Consider the following 26,282-nt stretch of genomic DNA (forward strand, 5'->3'; position numbering starts at 1 on the left):
CAGTATTTCCTGAAAAACAATTTCAGGAAATACTGAATTCATACCCAAATTAGAATTTATTATTTAAAATTGTATTATGATTATCCAATTTTACTTACAAAACTCCATTCAACCTTTTAAAGGAGTCTTTTAAAACAGAATATAAATCTTTATATATATCATAGACTTTTTCATATTTTTCTACATTTTCTTTTATTGGCTCAGTGGTTTCAGTAACCTTGATTAATTTATAACAAGCTTCATCTACAGTCTTATAAAGTCCACATGCTGTAGCTGCTAATATTGCTGCACCATAAGCTGGTCCTTCCTCAGAATTTATAATCTGAACCTTTACATTAAATATATCTGCAAGAATTTGTCTCCATAACGGACTTTTAGCACCACCGCCGCTTAATCTAACTTCATTTATAGGTACTTTTATGCTTTTTAAAATTTCCAGTGAATCCCTAAGTCCAAAGCATACTCCCTCTAATATTGCTCTAGTAATATCACCACGTTTATGAGTAATATTAAGCCCAATTATAGTTCCCTTAGCATCTGGATCACTGTGAGGAGTTCTCTCTCCCATAAGATATGGCAAAAATATCAATCCACCTGCACCTATCTTTGATTCACCTGCTTCATAAAGCAGCTTTTCAAAAGGACTTTCCTTTAAATCTTTATTTACATTTTCTACCCACCATTTGAGGCATGAAGCAGCTGAAAGCATTACTCCCATTTGATGCCATTTTCCATTGGCATGGCAGAAGGAATGTAATCTGTTTTCCTCATCTACACTGTAATCATCACTGCTTGCAAAAACTACTCCAGAAGTACCCATAACTACAGAAATCGTACCTGCCTTTACAGTGCCTGTTCCTACAGCTCCAGCTGCTTGATCTCCAGCACCTGCTGCTACTACAGCTTTAGTTGAAATGTCTGTATAATCTGCAACTTCTTTTAATATTTCTCCAATTATCTCTGAAGATTCATAAACCTTAGGAAGAAATTCCTCTTTTATTTGAAGCAGTTTTAACATTTCCTGTGACCATGCTCTATTTTTTACATCAAACATCAATGTACCTGACGCATCTGAAACATCTGTAACAATTTTTCCTGTTAATTTAAAATTTATATAATCCTTGGGAAGTAAAATATGCGCTATTTTACTAAATATATGAGGTTCATGTTTCTTAACCCACAATAGCTTTGGAGCTGTAAAGCCCGTTAATGCCTTATTACTTGTATAAAGAGAAATCTTATCTCTTCCAACTTCATTATTTAAATAATCACATTCTTCTTGAGTTCTCTGATCACACCATAATATAGCAGGTCTTAAAACATTATAATTCTCATCTAAAAGCACCAAGCCATGCATTTGTCCACTCAATCCAATACCATCTATAGACTTATACTGAGAATCTGCTTTACATATTATATCCTTTAATCCTTCTTTAACAGCATTCCACCAATCTTCAGGATCTTGTTCTGCAAAGCCAACCTTAGGATAATGTACATCATATTCCTTACTATTAGAAGCAACCACTTGTCCATTTTCATTCATGATTACTATCTTTACTGAAGATGTTCCTAAATCAATCCCTAGGAAATTCATGAAAATCACCTCTTTATTCCTTACTAAAAACTCCATTTAAATAATTTATTGATTTAAATGTCATTAAAATACTCTAAAAGCCTCATCTCCAAATATACTTAAATAATAATCATTTATACTAGCTTTCTATTTTAGTAATACGATTAATCCTTGTATCTGTAAATATATCAGTTTCATCAGTACTTTTTGTAGAAAACTCAGAAACTACTGCACCTTCTTCTCCACCTACAAACCAATGAAGAGTATCAGGTTTTATTGTATACTGCTCACCAGGATTTAATTCTATTTCATGAAACACAGTATAGTATTTTTCATCACCAGCTGGTGGTGCAGCTTTTCTATTTTCTGTTGATTCACCTTCAACATATAAATATACTTTTCCATATCTACATCTGAAAGTTTCTTCTTTGCCAAGTTTAGTATTTACAGAAGGATGTCTATGTTCAGGGCATGTTTGATGTGGTAATAATACCATTTCCTTTGAGCATACTCTTTCCGTATTAACATAAATGACTAACTGTAATCCAGTCCTATAAATATCATTAAGCCCAAAATCAGAAACCTCTATATTTTCTTTTTCCTTATCTGTTAAAACTATATGTGCTCTTTCATAATAATCAATAACAATCTTTTGTAAATTTTTATAATCTTGTATTTTCATAATATCCTCCTGCATGCATTAACACATTTTATTGAAAACTCTCATAGCTTTCATAGCATCCTGCTTCATAGCTTCAATAGCTATACAAGTAATGTCATGATAAAAAACATCACCTTCTGAAGCATTTATCTTTTTTCTTATGGCTTCTCCTGCAGCACGAGACATATAAGTATAGTAATTGATTTTTCTAACTCCTCTTTCAATTACTTTACGATAATCATCCTCACTAACACCAGATCCACCATGCATAACAATAGGTAATTGAGCTTTTTTACGAATTTCACTTAATCTTTCATAATCCAGCTTTGGAGTTTTTAAATATATTCCATGAGCAGTACCAAAGGAAGCTGCAAGAGCATCAATATTTGTCTTTTTAACAAAATCAGCAGCCATATCTGGATTTGTGTAAAGATCTTTATTTTCTGAGCCTTCCTCTACTCCAATTTTCTCTCCGCCTACACCTGACGTAGTCATAATTCCAAGTTCTGCTTCTACAGAAACTCCTTTTAAATGAGCATCTTTTACTACCTGACATGTTAACTCTACATTTTTTTCATAAGGTAAACTTGAACCATCAAACATTACTGAAGTAAATCCAAGCTCCATTGCTTTATAAATTAAATCCAAACTACTGCCATGGTCTAAATGGACACATACAGGTACCTTTGCAGCTTTAGCAGCCTGCAGCATAATAGGTCCTATTATTTCTATAGGAACAATTGATTCATGAACTTCTGCATGAGAAATTATAACTGGCACCTTTAATTCTTCTGCTCCAGCTATTACTGATCTTACAGCTTCTAAGGTTGGAGTATTAAATGCACCTACTGCATATTCTTTTTTCTCCGCATCCTCAAGTAAATTACAAAGACTAACTAACATTTCTTTTACCTCCAATTTATATTTCTAATGTAGGCTGTTTAGGCATGGTACTGTATAGTTCCAAAATCTTCTGTATATTTTTTACACCACTAGTACTGTCTACTGACGAAAGCGAACAAGCCGCTGTTGCAGTACCAACTTCCATTGCACTATCTATGGAATATCCCATATAAGCTGCATACAATACCCCTGCTACATAGGCATCTCCAGCTCCTACCGTTCCTTTAATATATCCTTTTGGCAAAAGTAAAGATGGTCTTACATAGTAATTTCCCTTTTCATCTATTCCAAAACTAGATTCTGGAGTATGAATAATAGCCCACTGATTAACTCCCATGTTCATCAACATTTTAAGAACGTCTAAAATATTTTTCACAATTAATTTTCCATCTTCATCTCTAAGATTTATCCCTGTGGTTTTTCCTGATTCAATTTCATTTAGAATACAATAATCAGTATACTTAAGACTTGGCGGCACTAATTTTTTATATCTGTCACTTTCTTCACTAACCACATCTATAGAAGTCTTTATGCCTTTTTCCCTAGCCCTGCAGAGTACCCTTGCCATAACAGTTCCATACTCTTCATCTTCAGCATCCATTCCATCCAAAAGTAATATATATCCTATATGTAAAATATCTGCCTCCAAAGTCTCCAAAGAAAAATGTCTTTCTGAAAATTCACTGCTTACTCCTCTATACATGAAGAAAGTACGGGTTTTATCACTTTCGTCACTCATTACATCTGTAAAAGAAGTTTTACCTTGTCTTAAAACTCTTTTTAAATCTATATTTGGAAATTGCCCTAAGGTTTTTAGCACCAAATCTCCCATATCATCTTTACCAATAAGTCCTATTGCTTTCAAAGGAACACTAGAATCTATTCTAGCTAAATCCATAATGCAATTGCACACAGCACCACCTAAAGAACTATTTACTTCACGAATAGTAGTTAATTTAGATTTTTGTGGATACACATCAATTTTTTTTAAATTATCCACTATTAAATTACCTGCAATAGCAATTCCTTTTTTCATGTGTTCCCTCCTAAATATTAAAAGCTAAAATTTTGCTTTTTTCTTTTTTAATGCATCTACATAAACAGCAATTAAAATTACAACACCTTTTACTATATACTGCCAGAAAGAGTCAACATTCATAAGGTTAAGTCCATTACTTAATACTCCTATTACTAATCCACCAATTACAGTTCCACCCATTTTTCCAGAACCGCCGCTCATGCTTGTACCTCCAAGTACAACAGCTGCAATGGCGTCCATTTCTGCTCCATTACCTGCAGTTGGCTGTCCTGAGAACATACGAGATGCTAGTACAATACCAGCAATAGCTGCCATAAGTCCACTAAAAGCATATGGGAAGAAAAGTACTTTATCTATTTTTATACCTGAAAACCTTGCAGCTTCACGATTTCCACCTACTGCATAAATATGTCTTCCTAATTTTGTTTTATTCATTATAAGTACTGAAATAACAAGTATAATAATCAAGTAGAATACTGGAGTTGGAAGGAAATTAAATACATATCCTGATCCTATAAAGTTAAATCCATCCGACATAACACGTATTGGTTTTCCACCAGTATATACATAAGCAGCTCCTCGAGCTATATTCATAGTTGCTAAAGTAACTATAAAAGGTGGTATAGTAGTTTTGGCAACAACTAATCCATTAAATACACCTATAACTACTCCTGATAACAAACCAGCAATTACAGCTACAAATACAGAAGCTCCTTGAAATGCAATTAACCCACCTGTAATTACTCCTGACAAAGCAATTATAGCTCCTACAGAAAGGTCTATTCCTCCTAAAATAATTACCATAGTCATAGCACAAGCTAAATATAAATTTGTAGATGTTTGTCTAAGTACATTCATTATATTTTTCTGTGATAGAAATACTGGTGATATAAATGATAAAAGACCACATAGAGCAATGAATCCTATTAAAATTCCAAGATTCTCTCTTAAAAACTGCACAAAAAAATTTCTTTCTTTTTTCTCCTTTGTTATTGTTTCCGTTTGTAGAGACATATTACATTCCTCCTGTTGCATAATGCATAATTTTTTCTTGTGTGAACTCACCTCGAACTAACTGTCCTGAAACACTTCCATTTGCCATAACTAAAACTCTGTCACTCATGTTAATTATTTCAGGTAATTCTGAAGATATCATAATAATAGATACTCCTGAATTCACTAGTTTGTTCATTATTAAATATATTTCTGCTTTTGCAGCAACATCTACACCTCTTGTAGGTTCATCTAAAATTAAAACCTTAGGTTCAGTAGCCAGCCATCTAGCAATAACAACCTTTTGTTGATTACCACCACTAAGATTTCCAACTAACTGATCTGTAGAAGGAGTTTTAATAGACATTTCTTTTACATATTTATTAGCTATATCATTTTCTTTCTTTTTATCCACTCTAATTAAATTAATAAATTTATCTAAAACTTTTAGAGTAGCATTAAACTTTACACTTTGAATAAGGAATAATCCTTCTTCTTTTCTATTTTCAGGTACCAATGCAATTCCATAATCCATAGCATCATTAGGACTTTTTATATTAACTTTATTTCCTTCAACAAAAATTTCACCTGAATCAATAGAGTCAAGCCCAAAAATAGCCCTCATAACTTCTGAACGACCAGCTCCCATCAAACCAGCCACACCTAAAATTTCTCCCTTTTTTACATGGAAGCTTACATCATTTAATACTCCTTCTCTTTTTAAATTTTTTACTTCTAAAATAGTTTCTCCTGGTTCATTATAAGTTCTCGTGTAATAATTAGTAAGTGAACGACCTACCATCATGGCAATCAGTTCATCTTTAGTTGTCTCTTTGGTATTCTTTGTTCCAATATATTCTCCATCTCTCATTACAGTTATTCTATCTGATATTTCGAAAAGTTCTGACATTCTATGCGATATATACACTATACCAACACCATTTTCTTTCAAATTTCTAATTGTCTTAAAAAGAAATTCCACTTCCTTATCAGTTAATGAAGATGTTGGTTCATCCATAACAAGAATTTTTGAATTAAAAGATATGGCTTTTATTATTTCAACCATTTGCTGTTCAGCAACTGTAAGTTCAGCAATTAAAGAAGCTGCATCTATTTTCAATTCAAATGAATCTAACAACTTTTGTGCTTCCTTTATCATGGATTTTATATCTACAAATCCACCAGCACCAGTTAATTCTCTTCCTAAATAAATATTTTCTGCCACTGTCATATATGGAACCAATACTAATTCTTGATGTATTATACTAATTCCAAAAGCTTGGGCATCTTTTACAGATTTAACTTCTACTTTTTCTCCATTAATATATATCTCGCCTTCATCAATGCTATATATACCACCTAGAACCTTCATTAATGTAGATTTTCCTGCACCATTTTCACCCAGCAGAGCATGTACTTCTCCTTTTTTAAGTTCAAAGTTAACACCTTTTAATGCATATACTCCTGGAAATCGTTTGTTAACATTTTTCATTTGTAGTAAATTGCCTTCCAAATATCTTCACCTTCTCCCAATATTTATGTTATAATATGAGCTTTATTCAACACTCTGAATAAAGCTCACATTAGTATTTTAAGTTAAATTATTGCCATCCAGTTGTTCCATATTTAGCAACATTATCTTTGTTGATTAAGAAAGTTTGAACTGGTGTTTTCTTTTCAACATTTTGTTTATTAAGAACCTTGTATCCAAGTTCAGTAGCTTTAACACCTATCTGCTTTGGAGATTGTGCACCTGTTCCAACAAATTGTCCTCCACTTGCAATTTCTTTTTTAGCATCTGGTGAACCATCTACACCATAAACTAAAATTTTAGATTGTTTAGCAGATTTACATGCTGCAAGAGCACCAAGAGCTGTAGGGTCATTTCCACCCATTATAGCAACTATATCAGAATGAGATTGAAGTATGTCATCAGTTAATTTCATAGATGTCTGTAAATCACCTTTTCCATCTTGTTCTGCAACTATTGTAAAGTTCTTTCCTTCAATAGCACTCTTGAAACCAGCTATTCTATCATTAATAGAATTCATTGTAGGACTATCAAGTACAGCTATTTTACCACCATTTGGGTATCTCTTTACAAGATCATCTCCACATACTTTACCTGCATTTTTGTTATCAGAACCAACGTAAGCAGTTACATAACTCATATCTTTAACTTCTGTATCAAAGTTGATTATTGGAATGTTAGCCTTCTTTAAAGCTTCAAGTCCTGGTCTAACACCTTCCCAATCAACAGGATTTAGGAATACTGCATCAACGCCCTGCGTAATCATATCATTTATTTGATCAATTTGTTTTGAAACATCCATTGCTGGATCCATAGTGATAAGTTGATCTCCATTCTTTTCTACTTCTGCTCTTATAGATTTTTCAAGCACTTGGAAGAATGGGTTATTCATTGTCATACAAGTATAACCAAATTTGTGTTTTTTCTTAGTAGATGAAGCTTGTGATGATCCTGATGAACTAGAACCACAGCCTACAAATAATCCAACTACTAAGGAAAGTGACAATACGAGACCTAGTATTTTTCTTGCTTTTTTCATAACGTTTCCCCCTTAAGATTTTTTATTAAACCCTTTTGTTAATTTATCAATAAACTATAGTTAAACTTAGCTATAGTTAAATTGATCCTTGTCCACTTTAATTTCATAAAGTATCTGCTTTCACTATTATTTTAAGTTAACGTTTACATGCCATTTGAATAAAGATCACGAAATCATAAAATTATGCACATTCATATGAGTGCATGTAAAATATATTCATACGTACATCATAGATAATAAGTATTTTCTATTTTCATGCTCCACTAATATTCTTAATTAGCATTAAATATAAATATTCTTCACATTTTCTAAAAATCCTTCTTTAATTATTTACTAATATATTTAATCTTAAGTTTAATGAACAATGTTTGTGAAATTTTCACTAAATCATAGTATCCTCAATATAGAAAAGCTTTACATAAATATCATATTTTTTGATGTATCTTCAGTAAACCTTAAAATACATCTCACTACAACAATTTATGTCATTTTAATACATCCATTGATTCCTATAATCTCCTATGATTATGTATAATACTTTTATGTTCTGAATTTTCTACACATACGTACGTGTTGTTAATTTAATTTTACATAATTTTATTGTAATGTCAATATGAAAGTGTAAAAATTTTTAAAAAATTTGCTAAAAAATAATAATAACTTGTATATATTAAAATAACTAAGTCTCGCATATATCAACTTTTTACGACTTACTACAAGTATACAAAAAAATTTTTAAAATATTTTTGTATTCTATAGCCATTTGTTATATGGAGCTATATTTTTAAACGTACGTACAATCATTTTTGTAATAAATAAAATAGGATACTATCTATATTTAACAGACAGTACCCTTTAAATTCATTTTAATATTGGATGCCATATATGAACAACAGTCCATTTACCATATTTGCTAGTATAATAAATACCATATTCTTCTCCATAGTTCAATCTTATTCTTTCATTTACATTAAAGCTGCCATAACCAATTTTTCTTTTAGAAGAATCCTTTTCTTTTAGTAAATTATTAATTTCTCTTAATTTATCTTTTTTAATTCCTATTCCATTATCAATTATTTTAATATGAATTTTCCCATTTTCTATAGAACCCTTAATAATTATTTTTCCCCTTCCTCTTTTTTCCTTTATGCCATGATAAATTGCATTTTCAACTAAAGGTTGAAGTATCAATTTAATTACATTATTTTCAAGAATATTTTCATCTATATTGATTTCATAATTTATTTTATCTTCATATCTAACCTTTTGAATGGTCAAATAGCTTTCCACGTGTTTTATTTCATATTTTAATTTTATAATTTCATCACCATTATTTAATCCAATTCTTAAAAGGTTTGTTAAATTTTCAACCATTTCAACAACATCTTCTGCTTCATGTTCCTGTGCCATCCATTGTATAGTATCTAATGTATTATAAATAAAATGCGGTTTTATCTGTGATTGTAAAATATTTATTTCTGCCTTTCTTTTATTTCTTTCTTCAATATGAACTAATTTTATTAAATTTCTAATTTCTCTAATCATATTATTAAAAGAATTTCCAAGTTGTCCTATTTCATCATTATACTTGCTATTAAACTGAATATCAAAATTTCCCTCTTCAGTTTTTTTCATAAGCCTTCTCAATTTTGTAATTGGATTAACTATTGTTTTTGTAAAAATTATAGCTAATATTCCAGCTAATATTAAAGTTACTATTGCAATAATTAATGAATAATATTTTATGTACATCATTGCTTTTAAACTTTCATCCAGTGGAAATACCCCTACGGTCTTCCACTTTGTATACTGGGAATCTATATCCATTAATTCATAATTCTTATTTTTTATACTTTTAATGATAATTCCATTTCTTTTATCCAAAAACCACTGCTTCTTAATCCTATAGACCACTGGATTAACTGGAGCATATACTATTTCTCCATTTGAATCCAAAATATACACAAAACCTGTTTTTCCAGGTTTAATACTTTCAATAACACTTTTAATAACATCCAATTTCATATCTATAAGGATTACTCCTATACAATTTCCAGTTTTTTTATCTATTATTGCTTTTGACATAGAAACTACATCATCTGCACAATATTCAAAAATATTATTGATATTACGTCCTACAGGCTTACTAAAAAGCTGTACGTTATTAGGACTTTGGGTTGCCTGAGTATACCACTTTTCACCTGTAAGTGGATCTCTTGATATTCTATACATTGTATCACTCACATACATATCATTAGAATTTACTATTATTATTCCAGCAATTTCAGGATGCAAAGTTGTAAATCTAGTTATTTCCCTAGCAGTATCATCCTCAATACTATTATTCTTATTTATATTATTAGTACTTAAAAATTTTAATACAGTAGGATCATATGATAAATAGTTAATTATATTTTCTGTATCCTTAATATAAAAATCAACATTATTTGTGATTTGTTTAACCATCTGCTGTGTATTAGCATTTTGCTCATCAGTCATTGAGTTTTTATATATCAAGTTGCTTAAAGTAGTTATTGTGATTACAGGCAATAAAATCACCAGAAAAAAATAAAATATCAGCTTAACACCTATACTGCTATTTAGAAAAAAGCGTATTATTTTCTTCAATTTTATTCCCCCTAGTATAGTCTAATTTTAAAAATATTGCGAAGCTTTGCTTCGCAATATTTTTATGTTATAAATTTGATTAATTTGTAACAATTTTTTTCTTTTCATCTCTAATTACAATAATCCTTTGTAATGCTATAAATATGAATAAAAGCATTCCTACTGCAATTTTTGTCCACCATGAATTAAGTGTACCATTAAACATTATAAGACTTTGAATTATACCTGTAGTTAAAACACCAAATAAAGGTCCTATGGCATAACCAAAACCCCCTGTAAGAATTATACCACCTACAACACAGGCTGCAATAGCATCCATTTCCATACCATTACAATGTAATCCATATCCAGAAAGAGTGTATATAGTAAAAAGTAATCCGCCTAGTGAAGAACAAAATCCTGACAATGTATAAACAAGTATTTTGGTTCTTGCAACAGGAAGTCCCATAAGTAATGCTGAATTTTCATTGCCTCCTATAGCATACACTGTTCTTCCAAACCTTGTATACTTTAAAATATACACTGCTAATACAACTATTATCAAGCTGACAATTACATTAATTGAAACAAATGCCCCTGGCGCAATTGGTATTCTAAAAGCTGAAATTTTTGTAAACGTAGGATTGTTGATAGTTATAGTATCTATACTTATAAGGTAACTTGATCCTCTTGCAAAAAACATACCTGCCAAGGTTACAATCCATGGATGTAAGTTAAATTTTTGTATTAAAATACCTTGTACTGTGCCGAAAACAATTCCAACAAATAATACAAAAAGAATAACTAAATATGGATTAACACCTTTTCTAAGTAAATCTGAAGTAATCATACTTACAAAAGCTATCATTGCTCCTACAGATAAGTCAATACCAGCTGTAAGTATGGTTAATGTTTCACCTATGGCTACTACTACTAAATAAGCATTATCTATAAATAAATTTGACAATACCTGCAGTGAAAAGAAACCATTAAAAAATATAGATCCAATCAAAAATAGTAGTAAAAATAATGCTATAGTTGCATAAATTGAAATATATTCTTTATTTAATTTAAGTTTTATTCCTTTAGAAGACTTTTCTGTCATATACTAGCCGCCTCCTTATCTATACTGTTTTTGTTTCTTTTATTAATATTCTTAAAGTATTTTCTAAAGTTATCAGTTTGTATCAAACATACTATTATAACAACAATTGCTTTAACAACAAGTGTAACTTCAGGTGCTACCCCTAAACTGTAAATAGTAGTGGTTAATGTTTGTATAAATATAGCACCTACTACCGTTCCTCCTAAATAAAATCTTCCACCAGCCATGGAAGTTCCTCCTATAACTGTAGCAAGAATTGCATCGAGCTCTAACCACAAGCCTGCGTTATTAGCATCTGCACTTTTAATATTAGAACATATAATTATACCTGCTATACCTGCAAGAATACCGCAAATAACATAAAGGAAAAAAATAATTTTTTTAGAATTTATTCCTGAGTATCTGCTGGCATTATTATTAACTCCAATTGATTCTACAAACAATCCTAGTGCCGTTCGCCTCATTAAGTAACACACAATAAATACAAGCAATGCAGCTATATATACTGCAACAGGAATGAACCAATAACCTGTACCTATAAAAATAAACGCTTTATTTGTAAAAGTTAAAATCTGCCCACCTGTTACTAATTGAGCTATCCCCCTACCAACTATATATAATATTAGTGTGCCGACCATTGGTTGAACTCCAATATAGGCAACCAAAACCCCATTCCATATACCGCATAGTAAACCTACAATTAATCCTGCAACTATAGCTGCAGGTACACTGCCTCCTCTTACTATAACAGTAGCTGAAACAGCTGCACTTATAGCAATTATAGAACCAACTGAAATATCTATGCCTTGAGTAGCAATAACTATTGTCATACCTAACGAAATCAGAATAAGAGGAGCTGAATGATTAAGTATATCTATCAAACTTCCAAACAAATGTCCATCCTTAATTTGTATACTTAAAAAACCTGGTCTTGCAATAAAATTAAACAAAATCATTCCAAGCAAACATACAAGAGGCCAAAATATTTGATTGTGATAAAATTTCAAAAAAATGCTTTCTGATTTAGCTTGCATAATTACCCTCTCCTCCTTCTGCAATAGTCTTCATAATATTGTCTTCCTGTATATCATCATCAACTAATTCTCCTATGATTTTTCTATCCCTAAGTATAAATATCCTATCACAACATCTTACTATTTCTTGAAGTTCAGAAGATATGAATAAAATTGTCATTCCACTTTCAGCTAATTTTAAAATCAATTTTTGTATTTCCCCTTTTGCCCCTACATCAATACCTCTTGTTGGTTCATCAAGAATTAACAACTTAGGATCTGTTGCAAGCCATCTGGCCAAAATAACCTTCTGTTGATTTCCACCACTTAAATTATTAATTTTCTGTTCCATACTAGGCGTTTTAATACTTAACAAATCTATATACTTTTCTGCAATTTCTTTTTGCTTCTTCATTGGTAAATATTTAAATATACCCATCTTAGCTTGAAGAGCTAATATAATATTCTCTCTTATTGTAAGATCTCCAACTACACCTGCAACCTTTCTATCTTCTGGACAAAAACCAAATCCTTGTTCAATTGCTTTTTGAGGATAAATATAAGAATAATCCTTACCTGAAATAGTAATAGTGCCATGATCTGATTTATCTATACCAAATATCAATTTAGCAGTTTCAGTTCTTCCAGAACCAAGCAACCCTGCAAATCCAAGAACTTCTCCAGATTTAATTTCTATGTTAAAAGGTTCCATTGTTCCTTTTCTTCCTAATTCATGAGTCTTTACTAAATACTCTATTTCTGATTGTACTTTTGATTTTTTTATTGAATTATTGAGTTTATTCATTTCTTCTAAATCTTTTCCAATCATTTTAGATACTAAATCTATACGGGTAAGTTTTTCAGCATCATATGTTCCAATCAAATTACCATTTCTAAGTACAGTTATTCTATCTGATATTTCATAAACCTGATCCAAGAAATGAGTTACAAATATCATTGACATGCCTTCAGCCTTTAATTTTCTCATAACTTCAAATAACTTTTTTACTTCATTATCATCCAAGCTTGATGTAGGTTCATCAAGTATCAATATTCCCCTTGAAATATCAACCGCACGTGCAATTGCAACCATTTGCTGAATTGCAACAGAATAGGATGATAGTATTTTTTTTACATCAATTTTTAAATTAAGCCTTTCTTCCAGCAATTTTGCTGCATTCTTATTCATTGTATTCCAATCAATGCTACCTCTTTTTTTTGGTTCACGACCAATATAAATGTTTTCGGCTACGCTTAAATTAGAGCATAAATTTATTTCCTGATAAACAGTACTTATTCCACGTTCCTGAGCATCCTTTGTAGATGTAATTTTAATTTCTTCTCCATTTAAAATTATATTACCTTCATCTATTTCATAAACTCCTGTAAGAACTTTAATAAGTGTTGATTTACCTGCTCCATTTTCCCCCATAAGTGTATGAATTTCACCCTTTTTTAGCTGAAAATTTACATTTGAAAGAGCTTTGACTCCAGGAAATGATTTGGAAATATTTTTCATTTCTAAAATTATATCATTATTCAGCATTAAAATTTACCCTCCCTTGGAACAAAATGTATTAAAAAAGTTTATAATATAAGAGCTGGATACTATTAAAGCATCCATGCTCTTACACTTAAGAACTTATGACTAATATTTTCTATTAGGTAACTCTTTCTTAGCTTGATCTTGTGTGAAAACGCTTTCTTTTGATTTTATGTTTTTCTCTACTTTTTGACCTGCTACTACAGCTTTTGCAGTTTCCAATAACTGAGGTCCTAAAAGTGGGTTACATTCAACTATACCATTAGATTTTCCATCAGCCATCATTTGGAACATATCTTTAATACCATCTACTGAAACTATAAAAATGTCTTTACCTGGCTTCTTGCCGTATTCTTCTATAGCTTGTATAGCTCCAACACCCATATCATCATTGTGAGACCATAATACATTAATTTTGTCTCCATCTGATTTTAAGAAAGCTTCCATAACTTCTTTACCTTTTGCACGTGTAAAATCACCTGTTTGAGATTTTATTATTTTGTAATTAGGACAATCTTTGATAGTTTCATTAAATCCTTTTTGACGTCCAACCATTGCACTAGAACCAACAGTTCCTTGAAGTTCAGCTATGTTAAGTTTTGCATCTTTACCAAAGTGATCTATTATAAGTTTTGCAGCTCTCTTTCCTTCTTCCTCCATGTCTGAACCTAGGAAGCAAGTATAAAGAGATTCATCGGAAACCTTTACACCTCTATCAACTATTACAACTGGTATTTTAGCATCTTTTGCTTCTTTTAATACTGTATCCCAACCTGTTTCAACAACTGGATCCAAAGCAATTACACTAACCTTTTGAGCTATAAATGATCTTATAGCTTTTATTTGATTTTCTTGCTTTTGTTGTCCATCTGAAAATTTCAAATCAACATTCGGATCTAGCTTTGGAATTTCCTTTATAGAATTTGTTTCAGCAGTTCTCCAACCGCTTTCAGCACCAACCTGAGCAAAACCTATTACAACTTTTTTCTTGCTTGAATCACTGCTGCTTGTACTAGTAGAACTAGAACTTCCTCCACATCCTGCAAATATAGATGTTGCAAGAATTACGCTGCTTGCCAATGCCGCTAACTTTTTAAATTTCATTTTTCAATCCCCCCATAACTAATCATTTATATTACAATATAATGATACCATGTTTTATTTTTACTGTATTGGTAATATGAGGTTATTTTTTATACTTTAAAGTTTATTTATAACATAAATAAATGTATTACAAAATTTTTAAGGAATTAAAATATTTTTTTACGATTTAGAATTATCTCTCAAGTATTTAAATTTATTATTTAGATATTCATTTACATTACTTTTTGTAATCTTATCACTTTTTAATATTATTTTTTTCTGGATTTTCTTTTTTTTATTTAAAATATTTAAAGCACACTCCACTGCCTCTTTACCTCCTGTTGAACAAGTAAAAGTACCCTCCAATATCCCTCTTGAAACCAAATCTAGCCCTCCATTTTCACCTGTAAGGCCATCAACTCCAATTATTTTTATATCATGAATTCCTAATTTATATGCTGCTTTATAAGCACCTAATGCCATATAATCACTATGTGCAAAGATAACATCTATATTTTTATCTTCCTCCAATACTTGTGTAATTTTATCTTCTGCTTCATCTTTTTGCCATTCACCTATAACCGTCCTCACTATTTTAATATTGTTATACTGCTTTATGGCTTCTCTAAAACCTTTACTTCTATCAATATCCGGATGAGAATTTAATAACCCTTGAACTTCTACAATTCTTCCTTCATTATTTCCCATAAGATCCACTACCATTTTTCCAGCTTCTCTACCTATATTTTCATTATCTGGTCCTATATATACGCTATAGTTATATCCTTCTACAGCTCTATCTAATACCACTACAGGCACTGATTTATAAGCCTTACTCACTGCTGGAGTCAATTTTTCAGAATCATTTATTGATACAATTAAAAGGTCTATTCCGCTGTCTAATAATTCATCAATGTCCTTTTTTTGTTTATTAGTATCTCCACCTGCATCCTTATAGATAACTTTTATATTTTTATACTTTTTAGCCTCATTAACTATTTCCTCATTCATTGAAATTCTCCAGGGTTCATATAAATTAGCTTGAGACATTCCAATAACATATTCTACTGAGTCAGAATTTTTAATTCTATTATTTTCTATAGTAATTAGTGAAAATAAAATAAGGAAAACAATAATTAATGATAAAAAAATAACAACATTAAATCTTAATTTTCCTATCAATTATACATTACCTCCACGATATTCTGTAGGAGAAACTCCTATAACTTTTTTAAAAGCCTTACAAAAATAATGCTGATTACTATAACCAACTGACTCTGCTACTTCATAAATTTTCATTTTAGGATCCTCCATAAAGCATATTGCCTTTTTAATTCTTATATTAGTAATATAATCACTGAATGATATTCCTATTTCTTGCTTTATAAGTTTACTTAAGTATGAAGAGCTTACATTGAACTGATCTGCAACACTTTGAAGATTCAAATCATTTACATGGTAATTTTTATTAATATACTTCATTGTCAAAAGCACTACTGGCTTACATTGAGTTTTTTCATTTATTTTATCCACCAGCTTGTTATAAATGCCTTTCACTTCATTAATACCATTTAATATTTTTTCTTGTTCTGTTACTACAATATATCCAAGGTAAGAATATACTTTTTCTTCTAATTCAGCACCTAAATTATACCACCGGCTGCTACTGCATATATTTGTAAAAATGATAATGTTGTTATTTTCATCAATAAATACTGCTTCAGGTTCAAATTTTTCCAATAAGTCACAAGCTATATTAATTATTGCAAAATTTAATAGTTCTCTATCCCAATTTTTAACGTACAACTCTAATTTAAACTTTTCAACTACTTTTATTGATATCATCCCTATATGTTCTGAAAATTTAATTTTTAAAAATTTTAGTTCATCTATTATGTCCTTATATGCTAATTTATCTTTAAACCAATTATTAAAAAACACTTGTCTTAATGAATTCAAGTTTTCATCTACCTGCCTGCTTGTCCAATTTAAATAATTCCTTTTTCTTTCAATTTTACTTAATTCCTGTACAGCCTTCAGAATAGTATCTTTTAAATTTTCTCTGTTAACTGGCTTTAAAATATAGTCAAAAACTTTTAACTTCAATGCTTCATGCATATATTCAAATTGATCATATCCTGTAACTATTATAATAATAGATTTTTCATTTACATTCTTTAATTTTTTTATAAGCTCTAGCCCATTTAAAAATGGCATACATATATCTAGCATTATTATATGAGGATTTAACTCTTTCACAAGTTTTAATGCTATTTCTCCATCCTCTGCCTCTCCTACTATTTCAATATCTAGTTCAGTCCAATTAATTGAGTTTTTAAGTCCCTTTCTTATTCTTGCTTCATCATCAGCAATTAGAAGTCTATACATTATACTAACCTCCAAATGAAAAAATCTTCATAATTACATTTTACTATTTTGGTAAATTTTAATCAATCATTTGAAATAATTGTATAAAATGAAATATATGTAACATAGTATTAAATTTATTTTTAAACACGACAATAAGTGTTTCATCACATTAAATAAGCAATGCAACAAAACACTTATCATTTATAACACTCTCTATATTTTATTTAAAATGTAAAATTAATTATTTTTGTCCATAATAAGCATTCTTTCCATGCTTTCTTAAAAAATGTTTATCTAGCAATACCTGATCCATAGGATTTCTATTTCCTTTCAAATTAATTGTATTAAAGGCAATTTTAGATACTTGTTCCATTACCACTGAATTATAAACAGCTTCATCACAATCTTTTCCCCAACTAAATGGACCATGACCATTTACCAATACTCCTGGAATAAATAAAGGATTAATATTTTTAAATGTTTCCACTATTACGTTACCTGTTTCTTTTTCATATTCTCCCTTTATCTCTCCTTCAGTCATGGCTCTTGTACATGGTATTTCTCCATAAAAATAATCTGCATGAGTTGTACCAAATGCCGGCACACTTAATCCTGCTTGAGCAAAACTAGTGGCCCATTCTGAATGGGTGTGGACTACTCCTCCTATTTCTTTAAAAGCCCTATACAATACCAGATGTGTAGGAGTATCTGAAGAAGGCTTAAAATGTCCCTCAATTACTTTTCCTTGAAGATCAACTACTACCATATCATCCACTTTAAGCTCATCATAATCTACCCCGCTTGGTTTTATAACAACAAGTCCACTTTCCCTATCTATTCCACTTACATTTCCCCATGTATATATAACAAGATTTTTACGAACTAATTCTAAATTTGCTTCTAGCACTCTGCTTTTTAAATCTTCTAACATTTTTTACCTCCAAAAAGTTTTACTTGCTTACTTCACTTTTTATATTTTTTAAAGTCTTCATTACATTATTTTCCCCTCTTCCAAAATAGTCATGAAGCTTTTTGTACTCATTATATAACTTCTTATATATTTCTACATTTTCTTTAATAGGTTCATAATACTCTTCTTTAAGCTTGGCCATATTTTTAGCTGCTTCAAATATATCATCATATCCACCCTTCTCTTTTCCAGCCGCCACTGCTGCAAACATTGCTGCACCCAACGCTGGTGTTTGAGGAGATGCAGATATATTTATTCTTTTATTTGTTACATCAGAATATATTTGCATAAGCATTTTATTTTTTTGTGGAAGTCCTCCACAAGCATAAAGTTCTTTAATAGGCACTCCTGAATTTTCAAAAGTTTCTATTATCATATTCTTGCCATAAGCAGTAGCTTCAATTAATGACCTATATATTTCCTCCGGTCTGGTTAAAAGAGTAAGTCCCAAGATAATTCCTGTTAAGTCTGTATCAACTAGTACTGATCTATTACCATTTAGCCAATCAAGAGCAAGTAGACCGCTTTCGCCTGGTTTTAATTTTGAAGCTTTTTCTTCTAATAGAGAATGTATATTAACTCCCTTTTCTAAAGCTTCCTTTTTATATTCTTCTGGTACACAATTGTCTACATACCATTCAAATATATCTCCTACAGCTGATTGTCCTGCTTCATATGCAAAAAAACCTGGCACAGCTCCATCTTCAACTACACCACACATTCCTGGTACCATCTTTTCTTCAGTTCCTAAAAGTATGTCACATATGGATGTTCCCATAATCATAAGCATATTACCTGGTTCAACTACGTTGACTGCTGGTGCTGATACATGTGCATCCACATTTCCTACACAGACAGCTGTTCCTGAATTAAGGCCCATATTATCTGCCATTTCTTTTATAAGCTCTCCTGCTTTACTTCCTATGGACACTATTTTACTATTTAGCTTTTGCTCTACTAAATTTTCAAGTTTTGGATCTAATGCTTTAAAAAATTCTTTTGAAGGATATCCTGTTCTTTTATTCCAAATGGCTTTATATCCTGCAGTACAGCTATTTTTAATGTCCACTCCTGTCATCTGCATAGTAACCCAATCTGTAGCCTCCATAAATTTATCTGCTTTATTATAAATCTCTGGTGCTTCATTTAATATTTGCCATATTTTTGGTATTAACCATTCAGAAGATATTTTACCACCATATCTCTGAAGGAAATCCTCTCCCCTCTCCTTGGCAATTTCATTTAATTTATTTGCTTCTGATTGAGCTGCATGATGCTTCCATAATTTAATCCATGCATGCGGGTTATTTTTAAATTCTTCCATTTGGCATAAAACCTTACCATCCTTTGATACTGGCATCATAGTACATGCTGTAAAATCTATGCCTATTCCTACAATGTCACCTTTATTTACTCCGGATTTTTTAATAGCTTCAGGTACTGCAGTAAATAACACATCAATATAGTCATCTGGATTTTGAAGAGCCCAATCTGATGAAAGTTTAATGTCTGTGCCTGGCAAAAATTCATCAATTACTCCATCCCTATAAGGAGTAACCGCTTCACTTAGTTGTTTACCATCATCTACCGATATAACAACAGCCCTACCAGATTGCGTTCCAAAATCAACACCTATAACATACTTACTCATAATTTACCTCCTAAAATGTTATTAATAATATTTTTAATTTAATAAATATACTGCTAAGTAGTTTTGTGTATACGTTTTCACAAATATAAACTTTAAAGGATGATTTATTGATATATACTTATCTAAAAATAAACTCTTTATGACACTTACTTACAGGTTGATTAATTCGAATTATCAATATAAGTACAATCACCAAATGTTGTACGTACATCTAATATTATATTATTCTTCACATTATTAAAAAATCCTTCAACCATGAAAAATTTTCTAAATAAATACCATTATAAAATAATTTTCAAAATCAAGTATAATTTGGTTACAATAGCAAAACTAATTATTGTTTTTAATCCAAAATTTCACAAATTGTATGCTACTTATTTATTATACTAGAACGTTCTTTATTAAGCTGAGTACCTTTAACAATTGCAGAATTTCTTACTATAAGCTCTGGCTTGTAGATATATTCTAATTTTTCTTCCTTTTTTTCAATCATATTCATTAAAAATCTAGCTGCCCTTCTTCCCATTTCCTGCTTAGGATGCCTAATAGTTGTAAGCTTTACTTCTGTTGCAGTAGCCAAATCTGAATCATCATATCCAACAATAGAAATATCTTCAGGAACACTATATCCCATATCTCGTATAGCCTGTAAAACTTGTACTGCTATTTGATCGTTATAACAAACTATTGATGATGGTCTGTTACTTTTTCTAAGTAGATTACTAGTAAATTCATAAGGGAAAAAATTTGCTTCACTAGTTTCATATTCTCCTAAATAATCTTTATTTAATTCTATTTTATATTCTTCCAAGGATTTTATATATCCAAGCTTTCTGTTTACACCTTGAAGATCATCTAACTTAAATATACCTGCTATTTCTCTATGTCCTAGTTGTAATAGATAATTTGTTATAATATTTCCACCCTTTATATCATCCATGATTATATACGCTGGATTTAATGCATCATATTGTGCATTAATCATAATATAAGGTATGCTTCTTTTTTCTAGTTCTCTATATAAATCTAAATTTGTATTTTCAAGTGCACTTTTAGTAGGTTCAACAATAAGTCCTAATACTTCACTATCAATTATTTTTTGTAAGCATTCCCTCTCTTTTTGTTTCTCATTATTTGTATTAAATAGTGTTAGATTATACCCATAGGAACTTAATACTTCCTCAATACCACTTATAATTGTAGGAAATATATAATTAGATATATAAGTTGTAAGCACGGCTATATTTTTTACCGAATTATCCTTTTCCCTAAAAATGCAAAAGGTACCTTTACCTTGTTTCTTTTGTATGTATTGGCTATTGTTTAGTTCCATAAGCGCCTGCCTAACAGTATGTCTACTAACCTTAAACTTTTCCACAATTTCACTTTCTGAAAGTATTTTTTCTCCATATTTTATTTCACCAGATTCCATAAGCTTTTTAAAATATTCAGCTATTTTGGCATACTTAGGTAATTTATCATCATCATAAATCATATTTTTACACCTCTTAAACATTTTACATATACGTACGTGTCATTAATTTAATTTTACATACTTTTATTACTCTGTCAATGGATAAATTAAATTTAAAGCAAATATTTACTCTGTAATATGTAGTAATAAAAACTTACCCCTTTAATTGGATTTTTTTACTTTTAATATGTCCAATTTCATAGTAAAATATTGTTATATAAGGGTTATTTTTCACTTAATTAATACCAAATATGATAGGAGTGCTAAAGATGTTGAATAGCTTTAAGATAAAAGTAAAAATGTTTATTTTATCACTTATAATACTTACTATGATATCAATCCTAGGCTTAGTTTCACTACATAATGAAATTATATCAAATAATAGAGAAATTAATTTATTAGATACAAAAATAAGAAAAAACTATGCTTCTAAACGGCAATATGATATGGATATGATACTTGCTAAAGAAAAAGCATTAAAACATAATGAACTAATTAAAAACATAATTCTTTTTCTTATTTTATCTATATTATACATTTTTCTATCCATTATAATTACCTACATTATATCAAAAAATATAATTTTTCCTCTAAAAATTGCTGCTGATCAAGCAAATGCCATGGAGGAAGAAAAAGAGTTACTTTACACTACTCTAATATCCGCTGGAGATGGTGTAATATCAACAGACGACAATGGAAATATAAGGCTAATTAATACAGTTGCTGAAAAACTTTTAGGATGGAAACAAAATGAGGTTTTAGGTAAACCATTTGATGAAATTTTTAATATTATAAATGAAAAAACCAGAGAAAAATGTGAAAGTCCACTAAAAACCGTGTTTACTACCAAAAAAGCTACTCAACTTAATTTCAATGCTTTATTAATATCTAAGGAAGGAACTGAAATTCCTATTGAAGATAGTGCGTCACCAATTAAAAATAGCAATGGTTTTATAATTGGAATGATAGTTGTATTTAGAGATATTGCAGAAAAAAAGAGAAAAAATGAGAAAATTCAATACTTAAGCTTTCATGATCAATTAACTAAACTTCATAATCGCAGATTTTTTGAAAATGCACTAGAAAGAATGGACATTGAAGAAAATTATCCTTTAGGATTTATTATTGCAGATGTTAATGGCCTAAAATTGGCAAATGATGCTTTTGGACATTTAGTTGGTGATAAACTTTTACAAAAGGCTGCTTATGTAATGAAAAAAGCATGCAAAGCTAATGATGTTATTGCAAGAATTGGTGGTGATGAATTTGCCATACTACTTCCTAAAACTAATCTAAGGGGAGCTGAACTATTAGTAGAAAAAATGAAAAAATCAACTTATTTTGAAAAAGTGGGATCTATTAATTTGTCAATTTCTTTTGGATGCGCATGTAAAAATATAGGTAGCAATAAAATTGCAAATATCTTTAAGAAGGCAGAAAAAAACATGTACAAGCAAAAATTATGTGAAAGTCAAAATATAAAACTAAATATTATAAACATAATAATTGATACCATGTGTCAAAAATTCAAAGGAATTGAAGATTATTATTTAAAAATAAGTAATCTTTGCCAAATAGTGGGTAAACATCTAAATTTAGCTGACAATGATATTGAAGATTTAAGAACAGCAGCATTACTTCACGATATAGGAAATATATCTTTGGATGAAAACATTCTGAATAAGCCTGAAAAGTTAACTAATTTAGAGCGATTTGAAATACAACATCATCCTGAAACAGGATATCATATATTAAACTCAGTTAATAACATGGCAAAGGTATCTGAATATGTACTTGATCATCATGAACGCTGGGATGGCAAAGGATATCCTAGAGGGCTAAAAGGAGATAAAATTCCAATACAATCAAGAATTATTTCTCTAGCTGATACATATGTTACACTAATAAATGAAAAACCTTATAGAAAAGCATTTACAAAAGAACAAGCCATTGAAATAATTAAAAAAAACTCAGGTACTCAATTTGATCCAACTATTGTAAAAGAATTTATAAAAATTTTAGAACAAAATAATATTCATTAACATAAATAAAGAAGATGGTTTTTCCACAATGCATAAATATGCTAAAAGGATCAAACATCTTTTTTATTTACAAAGCTTTTTACTTTAAAGCTAATTTACCTTTAGTATCAATTTCTTTTGAAAATATCCAGGATTTTTTTGCAAAATCCCTGCCTTTTATTAATACTTTGTCTCCATGCACTTCCACATACAATCCTTGACTTTCATTATAAAGTCTTTTAATTTTATAACCTTCTTCTGGCAATATATCATAATGAACAGCTCCTGTATGAACTGTCATAAATGTTCCATTAGCCTTTACATTATCTATACTCAGCAAAACATGTGTATGTGATGTAAACAAAATGGCTTCAGGGTATTTTGACAAAATTTCACTAAGCTCATCTCTTTGTTCTATTCCAATCCAACCTGCTATGCTAGTGCTTAAATGCTGATGTAAGAATATAAAAATAGGCTTACCTTTTTCATGCTTTTCAGATAACTTCTGCTGCAACCAATCTAATTGATTTTCTGATAAAAAAGCATTTACTGCTGAACCTGGTTTTCCTGTGTTGCCAGATTCTGATCCAAGCGATATAAAATGATATCCATTAATCCACTTATCATGATATATAGACTTTTCTCCTGCAAAATCCAAATACATATTTTTAAGTTTTTCAACATCTTCAGAATTGTTTCTGCCTCTTGCATAATCAAAATACTCATGGTTACCAATATTTTTAATTATAGTCTTAGGTAATATATTTGCTTTTTTATCCAAAGTATTTTTCATTATATCATACTGACTTTTTATCCCTTGATCTACATTATCACCATTAAATACCATTGCATCCATATCATTATTTATGCCATGCAAATCATCAATAGCAATTTTCAGCTTACGAACATCTCCATGTACATCTCCAAGAACAGAAAAATTAAGTTCATCTTTTTTCTCAATTGGTTCTTTATCTACACTACTTACTATTTTTTTAGAATTGAGTGATCCTCTATTAATAGTTCTATTTTTATATACAAATAAGGAAATAGCTAAAATTATTACTGCTAATATTAATGTAGTTAATTTTAATTTTTTCATACTATATAAATCACCTATTATTCTATAAAATTCATTGATATTATAATATCACATTATAATACATAAAACTACATTTTCTTATTTCTTAATTCTTGCATGCTATACTGCTTGTAAATACAAAGCTTTCTTTTTTCTTATTACCCTCTTAAATTTCCATCCACTTTCTTCAGCTATTTCCTTAAAACTTTTAGCTATCTCACTTAAATCAAGAATATATTCATGGTATTTCCCATTTTCATCATAAGGAAATGTCTTAACTTGTCTAAAAATTGCAGTACCTGATTGAAAAGAGGTTCCAGTATCACAATCAAATGAAAATCCAGAACTATTATCTTTAATCATTTCCCACATAAAAACGGTTTTATTTTCTTCATCAAAGTATACAAATGCAGAGTAGTTTATATTTTCAATACCGATTTTCCATATCTTATTTATAAAATCACAATTTATTGATAAATCCGTTTCTTGTCCTAATGAATACTTTATTCCTAGCTTATCTAGCTTTAATATAACATTTGAAATTAATATTTGCTTATTCATTACTAATTCCCCCTATTAGCCAATGTATTTAATTTCAATGAAGCAAAGCTTATTTATCTAGTTTATATAATTTTAACATAATAAATATTGGTTTTAAAGTACTTATTTTCCAAACTTTCTGATTTCAACATAACAAGTAATTATTTCAAAATATATGTTCAATAAATTGTTTTTCTATCAATTTTGAAAGTAAATATTATATAAAAAAAAGCTATAAAATTCAAGGATTAACCCTGCATTTCATAGTTTTTTAATTTAAATTATATTTTATTAAATTGTTTAAATGCAATATTAGTTACAGCTTGCTTAAAGTTTTAATAACATGTTCTTCCTTAAAAGGCTTAACTATAAACCCCTTTGCTCCAATTATAATAGCTTTTTTAACCCAGGTTTCTTGTCCTAAAGCAGAAATCATAACAATCTTACAATTAGGATCTTTCTTTTTTATTTCAGTCAATGCTTCTACACCATCCATTTTAGGCATAGTAATATCCATTGTTACTATATCTGGTTTCAATATTGAATACTTACTTATAGCATCAGCTCCATCTTCAGCTTCACCTACAACTTCATATCCATTTTTCTCAAGCATCGTTTTGAGTGCAACACGCATAAACATTGCATCATCTACAATTAAAACCTTTTTCATAAAAGTCCACCTCTTTATTATATTAATTCTAATTTTTTCATTACTTCAACTAACTTATTTGTATCTATAGGTTTAGCAGCATATGCTTCACAACCTAGTTCGAAAGCTTTGTGAACATACTCCGTATCCATAAGAGCTGTTGTCATTATTATTTTTGCTCTTTTTTCAGGAATAATCCCTCTATCATCCTCAAATTCTCTAATAGCCTTAAGTGCCTTTACTCCATCTACCTTAGGCATCATTATATCAAGACAAATAAGATCATAAGGATTATTTTCTTTAACAGCCATTAAATAAGCATCTAAAGTTTCTATACCATCTACTACAATATCACATTCCCCATACTGTGAAAGAAACTTCAACAAAAATCTTCTGCTAGCCAAATCATCTTCTGCAATTAATATTCTCATAGTAGTAC

General features: G+C 29.9%; 22 protein-coding genes. 1 reads left to right on the forward strand and 21 read right to left on the reverse strand.

The features are described from left to right. Window positions 1-94 precede the first annotated feature (94 nt). From xylB to Q6H37_RS15640, 17 genes are all read right to left on the reverse strand, one after another. Window positions 95-1,594, reverse strand: a complete 1,500-nt coding sequence (gene xylB / locus Q6H37_RS15560) for a xylulokinase (RefSeq protein WP_318733757.1) — start codon at window positions 1,592-1,594, stop codon at window positions 95-97. A gap of 118 nt (window positions 1,595-1,712) precedes the next feature. Further along, window positions 1,713-2,255, reverse strand: coding sequence for a D-lyxose/D-mannose family sugar isomerase (locus Q6H37_RS15565; RefSeq protein WP_318733759.1), 543 nt, complete (start codon window positions 2,253-2,255; stop codon window positions 1,713-1,715). An 18-nt stretch (window positions 2,256-2,273) separates the two neighbouring features. After that, the gene (locus tag Q6H37_RS15570; RefSeq protein ID WP_318733761.1) at window positions 2,274-3,137 is read right to left on the reverse strand and encodes a class II fructose-bisphosphate aldolase; all 864 of its coding nucleotides are present in this window, start codon (window positions 3,135-3,137) and stop codon (window positions 2,274-2,276) included. Between the two features lie 16 nt (window positions 3,138-3,153). After that, the gene (locus tag Q6H37_RS15575; RefSeq protein WP_318733763.1) at window positions 3,154-4,173 is read right to left on the reverse strand and encodes a carbohydrate kinase family protein; all 1,020 of its coding nucleotides are present in this window, start codon (window positions 4,171-4,173) and stop codon (window positions 3,154-3,156) included. A 24-nt stretch (window positions 4,174-4,197) separates the two neighbouring features. Further along, on the reverse strand, window positions 4,198-5,190 hold the full coding sequence (locus Q6H37_RS15580) for an ABC transporter permease subunit (protein WP_318733765.1): 993 nt from the start codon (window positions 5,188-5,190) through the stop codon (window positions 4,198-4,200). 1 nt (window position 5,191) lies between these two features. Next, the gene (locus tag Q6H37_RS15585) at window positions 5,192-6,682 is read right to left on the reverse strand and encodes a sugar ABC transporter ATP-binding protein (protein WP_412523859.1); all 1,491 of its coding nucleotides are present in this window, start codon (window positions 6,680-6,682) and stop codon (window positions 5,192-5,194) included. 88 nt (window positions 6,683-6,770) lie between these two features. Then, on the reverse strand, window positions 6,771-7,739 hold the full coding sequence (locus Q6H37_RS15590; RefSeq protein ID WP_318733767.1) for a sugar ABC transporter substrate-binding protein: 969 nt from the start codon (window positions 7,737-7,739) through the stop codon (window positions 6,771-6,773). A gap of 861 nt (window positions 7,740-8,600) precedes the next feature. Then, entirely contained in the window at window positions 8,601-10,367 is a 1,767-nt protein-coding gene (locus Q6H37_RS15595; RefSeq protein ID WP_318733769.1) for a sensor histidine kinase, read from the reverse strand. Between the two features lie 79 nt (window positions 10,368-10,446). After that, window positions 10,447-11,451, reverse strand: coding sequence for a galactofuranose ABC transporter, permease protein YjfF (gene yjfF / locus Q6H37_RS15600; RefSeq protein WP_318733773.1), 1,005 nt, complete (start codon window positions 11,449-11,451; stop codon window positions 10,447-10,449). Next, window positions 11,448-12,485, reverse strand: coding sequence for an ABC transporter permease (locus Q6H37_RS15605; RefSeq protein ID WP_318733775.1), 1,038 nt, complete (start codon window positions 12,483-12,485; stop codon window positions 11,448-11,450). Before Q6H37_RS15605 ends, yjfF begins: the two co-directional genes overlap by 4 nt. Next, window positions 12,475-14,010: a sugar ABC transporter ATP-binding protein gene (locus Q6H37_RS15610; RefSeq protein WP_318733777.1), complete on the reverse strand. Its 1,536-nt coding sequence runs from the start codon at window positions 14,008-14,010 to the stop codon at window positions 12,475-12,477. Before Q6H37_RS15610 ends, Q6H37_RS15605 begins: the two co-directional genes overlap by 11 nt. 102 nt (window positions 14,011-14,112) lie before the next feature. Continuing rightward, the gene (locus Q6H37_RS15615; protein WP_318733779.1) at window positions 14,113-15,111 is read right to left on the reverse strand and encodes an ABC transporter substrate-binding protein; all 999 of its coding nucleotides are present in this window, start codon (window positions 15,109-15,111) and stop codon (window positions 14,113-14,115) included. 159 nt (window positions 15,112-15,270) lie between these two features. Next, window positions 15,271-16,272 carry a substrate-binding domain-containing protein gene (locus tag Q6H37_RS15620; RefSeq protein WP_318733781.1) on the reverse strand — a complete coding sequence of 334 codons (1,002 nt, stop codon included), beginning with the start codon at window positions 16,270-16,272 and terminating at the stop codon, window positions 15,271-15,273. Then, a complete protein-coding gene (locus Q6H37_RS15625; protein ID WP_318733783.1) occupies window positions 16,273-17,478 on the reverse strand; it encodes a response regulator in 1,206 nt (401 codons plus the stop codon). It lies immediately after the preceding gene. Window positions 17,479-17,701: 223 nt separating this feature from the next. Then, the gene (locus tag Q6H37_RS15630; RefSeq protein WP_318733785.1) at window positions 17,702-18,391 is read right to left on the reverse strand and encodes an L-ribulose-5-phosphate 4-epimerase; all 690 of its coding nucleotides are present in this window, start codon (window positions 18,389-18,391) and stop codon (window positions 17,702-17,704) included. A gap of 19 nt (window positions 18,392-18,410) precedes the next feature. Next, entirely contained in the window at window positions 18,411-20,081 is a 1,671-nt protein-coding gene (locus tag Q6H37_RS15635) for a ribulokinase (RefSeq protein ID WP_318733787.1), read from the reverse strand. A 370-nt stretch (window positions 20,082-20,451) separates the two neighbouring features. Beyond that, entirely contained in the window at window positions 20,452-21,576 is a 1,125-nt protein-coding gene (locus tag Q6H37_RS15640) for a GntR family transcriptional regulator (protein WP_318733788.1), read from the reverse strand. Window positions 21,577-21,824: 248 nt separating this feature from the next. Here Q6H37_RS15640 and Q6H37_RS15645 point away from each other — a divergent pair, with 248 nt between their 5' ends. Next, the gene (locus Q6H37_RS15645) at window positions 21,825-23,597 is read left to right on the forward strand and encodes an HD domain-containing phosphohydrolase (RefSeq protein WP_318733790.1); all 1,773 of its coding nucleotides are present in this window, start codon (window positions 21,825-21,827) and stop codon (window positions 23,595-23,597) included. Window positions 23,598-23,676: 79 nt separating this feature from the next. Here the strand turns inward: Q6H37_RS15645 and Q6H37_RS15650 are convergent, their stop codons facing one another. From Q6H37_RS15650 to Q6H37_RS15665, 4 genes are all read right to left on the reverse strand, one after another. Next, a complete protein-coding gene (locus Q6H37_RS15650) occupies window positions 23,677-24,675 on the reverse strand; it encodes a metallophosphoesterase family protein (protein WP_318733792.1) in 999 nt (332 codons plus the stop codon). A gap of 99 nt (window positions 24,676-24,774) precedes the next feature. Continuing rightward, on the reverse strand, window positions 24,775-25,215 hold the full coding sequence (locus Q6H37_RS15655; protein ID WP_318733794.1) for a hypothetical protein: 441 nt from the start codon (window positions 25,213-25,215) through the stop codon (window positions 24,775-24,777). 295 nt (window positions 25,216-25,510) lie between these two features. Beyond that, complete coding sequence (locus Q6H37_RS15660) at window positions 25,511-25,864, reverse strand: response regulator (RefSeq protein ID WP_318733796.1); 354 nt, start codon at window positions 25,862-25,864, stop codon at window positions 25,511-25,513. Between the two features lie 17 nt (window positions 25,865-25,881). Beyond that, window positions 25,882-26,274, reverse strand: a complete 393-nt coding sequence (locus tag Q6H37_RS15665) for a response regulator (RefSeq protein WP_318733798.1) — start codon at window positions 26,272-26,274, stop codon at window positions 25,882-25,884. Window positions 26,275-26,282: the final 8 nt, after the last annotated feature.

Origin of the sequence: Clostridium sp. JS66 (genome assembly GCF_033561535.1) — a bacterium.
Taxonomy (GTDB): Bacteria; Bacillota; Clostridia; order Clostridiales; family Clostridiaceae; genus Clostridium_AM; species Clostridium_AM carboxidivorans.